At 46.3% G+C, this 4,153-nt stretch carries 3 protein-coding genes; 2 read left to right on the plus strand and 1 reads right to left on the minus strand.

All coding sequences use genetic code 11. The features are described from left to right. The first annotated feature begins 246 nt into the window (after positions 1-246). Positions 247-1,305, plus strand: a complete 1,059-nt coding sequence (gene argC / locus F6K20_RS27040) for an N-acetyl-gamma-glutamyl-phosphate reductase (protein WP_008188640.1) — start codon at positions 247-249, stop codon at positions 1,303-1,305. Positions 1,306-1,580: 275 nt separating this feature from the next. Here the strand turns inward: argC and eno are convergent, their stop codons facing one another. Then, a complete protein-coding gene (gene eno, locus F6K20_RS27045; protein ID WP_008188642.1) occupies positions 1,581-2,879 on the minus strand; it encodes a phosphopyruvate hydratase in 1,299 nt (432 codons plus the stop codon). A gap of 531 nt (positions 2,880-3,410) precedes the next feature. Here eno and F6K20_RS27050 point away from each other — a divergent pair. Further along, on the plus strand, positions 3,411-4,153 hold a 743-nt coding region (locus tag F6K20_RS27050; protein WP_287296705.1), incomplete at its 3' end, for a hypothetical protein.

A 4,153-nucleotide genomic window follows, 5' to 3' on the forward strand; every position in this document is an offset into this window, starting at 1 on the left:
CAGATGTGGCAACTGCACAAATAGTGCTAAAACAGGACGTAGAAAACTGAGCCACTGTTCCCAAGACAGTGAATGAAAATGCCTGTGGAGAGGGTCTGACGGGGACTGAGGTTGTTCTTGGTCTAGTCAAGAGTCCCGCAAGCAGGTGTATAATCAGGCCCAAGGTTGAAAATCTCCCACTGAGCCAGCAATTAGCCCTTAGTGGGGGAGGATGTCAAAGCTCTTACCCTATAGGAAAGGAAGATGATGGGGGATTTAGAACGCCTGCCAGTAGGCATAATTGGTGCTTCTGGTTATGGTGGCGTACAACTTGTAAGGCTCTTGATGGATCACCCAGGAGTCGATGTAGTTTATTTGGGTGGAGAAAGCAGTGCTGGCAAGGGATTTGCCGAGCTTTACCCTCATCTAGGCCATCGTGTTAATCTAACCATTGAGCCTATTGACATAAATACTATTGTATCCCGTTGTCAGGTAGTGTTTCTGTCGTTGCCTAACGGTTTAGCCCATAAGCTAGCACCATCACTGTTATCAAAAGGATTAAAAGTTCTCGATCTCTCAGCTGACTATCGATTTAGTAAACTTGAGACTTACAAAAGCTGGTACGGTGGAGAGCGCCACGACCAAGAAACCGCTGCTACTGCTGTTTATGGTTTACCGGAACTGTATCGCGATCGCATTTCCTCTGCCGAGTTAGTCGGTTGTCCTGGTTGCTACGTCACCACCAGCCTGCTCGCCATTGCTCCCCTGCTCAAACAGGGTCTGATTATTCCAGACACTGCGATTATCGATGCCAAATCCGGTACTTCTGGGGGTGGACGCAAGGCAAAAACCAATCTCTTACTAGCAGAAGCTGACAGCTCTCTAGCCCCTTATGGCGTGACCCATCACCGCCATACCCCAGAAATTGAGCAAATTTGCAGTCATTTAGCCAGTCACGAAGTCAGGGTGCAATTTACACCCCACCTCGTTCCCATGGTAAGGGGAATCCTAGCTACCGTTTATGCCACATTGCAGGATCCGGGACTAGTCAGGGAAGATTTATTCACTATTTACACAGCCTTCTACCGCGCCTCTCCCTTTGTCCGGGTGTTACCCAGTGGCACCTATCCCCAAACCAAGTGGGCTTGTGGCACTAATCTTTGTTACATAGGGGTAGAAGTCGATAGCCGAACTGATCGAGTTATCGTTATGTCAGCCATCGACAACTTGCTCAAAGGTCAAGCTGGTCAAGCCGTACAGTGCTTGAATCTGATGATGGGTTGGGACGAAACCCTAGGCTTGCCTCAACTGAGTTTTTATCCGTGAATCGGTTGTGGGACGGATGTGCAGAAGACACCAGATGTAAGGGGAGATAGGAAAAAACCATTCCTCCCACACTCCCCACGAAATAACCTTCAACCTACCCTACAAGGGACGCCAAAGGCGAACAACCTTGGCCAATAGGCACGGGCGTCGCGTTCAACCAAATAACCTTCAACCTCCTAACCAAATAACCTTCAACCTTGGCCAATAGGCCACGCTACGCGTTCAACCTCCTAACCTTCAACCTCCTAACCTTCAACCTCCTAACCTCCTAACCTTCAACCCTGACACAGCGGTCCCATGCCACAAGTTCCAGCATAAATGGCGCGATCGCCTAATTCATCTTCAATCCGCAGCAACTGGTTATACTTAGCCACCCGTTCACTACGGCACAGTGAACCTGTTTTAATTTGACCGGCACGAGTAGCAACCGCTAGATCAGCAATAGTAGTATCTTCGGTTTCCCCAGAACGGTGACTAATCACGGAACGGAAACCGTTGCGAGTTGCTAAGTCAATAGTTTCAAGAGTTTCGGTCAAGGAACCAATTTGATTGAGCTTAATCAAGATCGAGTTACCAGCACCGATATCAATACCTTTTTGTAGCCTGGTGGGATTGGTAACAAATAGGTCATCACCCACTAACTGAATACGGGAACCCAGTTTTTCAGTGAGCAACTGCCAATTACTCCAATCCTCTTCGTGGAGTCCATCTTCAATAGAAACAATTGGGTATTGCCCCACCAACTCAGCTAGATAGTTAACAAACTCTTCTGGAGAGTGAGGCTGTCCATCATAGACATACTGAGCGTCTTTGTAGAACTCGCTGGCTGCCACATCCATCGCTAAAGCAATTTGTTCTCCTGGCTTATACCCAGATGTTTCTATAGCCGCAATCAATAAGTCTAGCGCTTCTTTATTTGACCCCAAGTTGGGAGCAAAGCCACCTTCATCTCCCACACCGGTAAGCAATTTTTTCTCTTTCAAAACCTTAGCCAAGGCGGCAAAAACCTCAGCTCCCCAGCGCAGAGCCTCTCGAAACGACTTCGCTCCCACTGGCACAATCATGAATTCCTGAAAATCTACATTATTATCCGCATGAGCACCACCGTTGATCACATTCATCAACGGAACTGGTAGTAGATTAGCTAGTGGTCCACCTAAGTAGCGGTAGAGGGGGAGTCCTTTACTGGCCGCCGCCGCCTTAGCTGTAGCTAGGGAAATAGCTAGGATGGCATTTGCTCCCATAGTCTTTTTGTTGGCCGAACCATCCCGATGAATCATCTTGTGGTCAACCAACATTTGGTTGAGAGCATCGTTTTCCAATAGGTCTGGGCCGAGTTTTTCTTTGATATTCGATACTGCCTTGAGTACCCCTTTACCACCGTAGCGACGGGGGTCATTATCTCGTAGTTCATGGGCTTCAAAAGTACCAGTAGAAGCACCACTGGGAACTTGGGCAATTCCCACGGCACCGTTCACAAGGCGCACTTGGGCTTCTACTGTTGGACGTCCACGAGAATCTAATATCTCTCTGGCATCAATTGCCGCAATTGCAGTTTCTGATTTAGTCAACATGCTTTTTCCTCTAATTATCTAAAGATTGCAACTGCCTTAATCGTTAAATCGCTCTAGGATAAGAAAGGAATGTCACTTCTTTTCAATCTCCTAGTTAATCAATGATGTCAGCCATCTCAGCCCTTAGGAGCTGTGAGCTATCTGCTATCTGAGCTATCTGCTATTAGCTATCAGCTTAAGCGCTACGCGCACGCTACGCGAACAGCCATGGTTTAAAAACTGACTAGTTAGTGCTGATAACTGGGTGCTGATAACTTAATTATTACGATGAGAGTATGCCACTTTAAGGTCTGGAACATCAACACTACATAGTTTTCTATACCTATAGTATTGTTGATATAATCGCCCTAAATATTTCGACCATACTAATTGTGATATGGCTCACGAAAATTGCTGAAAATAATCACAATTATTTTAGAGTTGGCTCACAACTAACCAAAATTATTTTAAATAAGCTAGGGGAAGACTAGTTAAGATGACTAGGGTTTCGGGACTCTTACTGACCTGTTGTTAAGGGCAATAATATCATCTATGATTTCCTCCCCACTTCAGAAATTTGTGTTTAGACCAGCATTGATTTCAGCAACAGTATTTGCTGGGCTGACGTTACCCGTAGGCTGGTTCGGTGCTCAGCCATTATCCATTAAAGTACAGGAGGAGCAACTATTCTACGGTCATGTGCGAGATGCGGCAACGCCTTACCTGACCTTAGCAACGGTGATTAGCCTGGGAGCTGGTATGGCCAGTGTCGCCATAGCAGGATGGCAACAGTCTGCTCAACAGTCATCCCAACTTCAGTCACAGTTATCAGATTTAGCACAACAAAGTCAAAAAAAGGAAGAATTATTAGAAAAACTTAGGCTTTCAGAATCCCAGCAGAACCTTACTCAACATAAGCCTTTAGAAAATCAGATCGAGAATCAGATAGACAATCAGATAGACAATCAGAAATTGCCACAGCAGCCAATTAACTACACTGTATATACTAGTTCTAGCTTCCAGTCAAACCGTGAACCACTGGTGACTAAGACTCGGTCGAGAGAATATCAACCAGTAGCTAAATCTGCGGTGAAGGGGCCAGCCAAAACCGTTGAGTACATGGGATTGACCTACGGTCACGCTACGCGATTGACCTACGGTCACGCTACGCGAACGCATCCTGGTGTCGGTAATGGTCAAACCCATACTGGGTTTCAATCCTATTCTGAAGTAACATCATTACCATCGGAAGATATTCAGCAACTTCAAAGTCAGCTGCAACAGGCCAAAGCTCA

This window comes from Moorena sp. SIO2C4 (assembly GCF_010672485.1).
Lineage (GTDB): Bacteria > Cyanobacteriota > Cyanobacteriia > Cyanobacteriales > Coleofasciculaceae > Moorena > Moorena producens.

What these genes read in the sequence shown, in the direction of transcription:
- argC (WP_008188640.1), top strand. Translation starts at nt 247, where the DNA reads ATGGGGGATTTAGAACGCCTGCCAGTAGGCATAATTGGTGCTTCTGGT.
- eno (WP_008188642.1), bottom strand. Translation starts at nt 2,879, where the DNA reads ATGTTGACTAAATCAGAAACTGCAATTGCGGCAATTGATGCCAGAGAG.